The sequence below is a fragment of the Streptomyces sp. LS1784 genome, assembly GCF_020103755.1.
In the GTDB taxonomy this organism is placed as follows: domain Bacteria; phylum Actinomycetota; class Actinomycetes; order Streptomycetales; family Streptomycetaceae; genus Kitasatospora.
Window position 1 is genome coordinate 7,224 of record NZ_JAHSQD010000378.1, and the last position, 854, is coordinate 8,077.

The window sequence follows — 854 nt, forward strand, 5'->3', positions numbered from 1 at the left end:
CGGGCATCCCGGACCACGGGGCTTTGACCCCGAACCTCCGGCGCCCGGCTGGCCCGTCCTGCCGGGCGCCGACGTTTTCCCCGCACGGGTAATAGGCTGGAGGCAGTCAGCCCGTTACCGAATTCTGGAAGGACCCCTGTGGAGCTCGCCGCCTACGCCGATCTCGCCGTTCGGCTGGTGAACACCGAGGAGCCCGAGCGCGGCACCGACACACTGACCTCCGTGGAGGCGGTGCGTGCCCTGTTCTCCGACTCCTCGCGGGCCGCCGCCCTCGCCGACGAGTCCGACCTGCCCCGGCTGCGGGCGGTGCGGACCCGGCTGCGCGGGGTCTTCGAGGCCGCCGCCGAAGGGGACGAGACCCGGGGGGTCGACCTGCTGAACAGCCTGCTGATGGAGTACCCCGTCAGCCCGCTGATCTCCGGGCACGACTACCTGGACGACGCCGGACGGCCGCGCTGGCACCTGCACCTGGCCGACAACTCGCCGACCGCCACCGCGCACTTCAGCGCGGTCGCGTGCATGGGCCTGGCCGTCCACCTGACCGAACTGGGCGCCGACCGGCTGGGCATCTGCCAGGCCGCGCCCTGCCGCAACGCCTACCTGGACACCTCGACCAACCGCTCCCGCCGCTACTGCTCGGACCGCTGCGCGACCCGCGCCAACGTGGCCGCCTACCGGGCCCGCAAGCGCCAGGAGGCGGAGGCCGCGGCCCGCGCCTAGCGGGTCCTAGACCTCTTCCACCCAGACGCCGAGCCGGCGGGCCAGGCCCGGCACCCGGGCCAGCCGCGGGGCGAGCAGCAGCCGCTCCAGGCGTCGCCCCGGCGCCAGCCAGGCCGGGCTCGGACGCAGCCGCA

1 protein-coding gene is annotated in these 854 nt (G+C 74.7%); it reads left to right on the forward strand.

Going from position 1 to position 854, the window contains the following annotated elements; genetic code table 11:
- The first annotated feature begins 138 nt into the window (after nucleotides 1-138).
- Entirely contained in the window at nucleotides 139-720 is a 582-nt protein-coding gene (locus tag KS423_RS31640; protein ID WP_224280731.1) for an ABATE domain-containing protein, read from the forward strand.
- Nucleotides 721-854 lie beyond the last annotated feature (134 nt).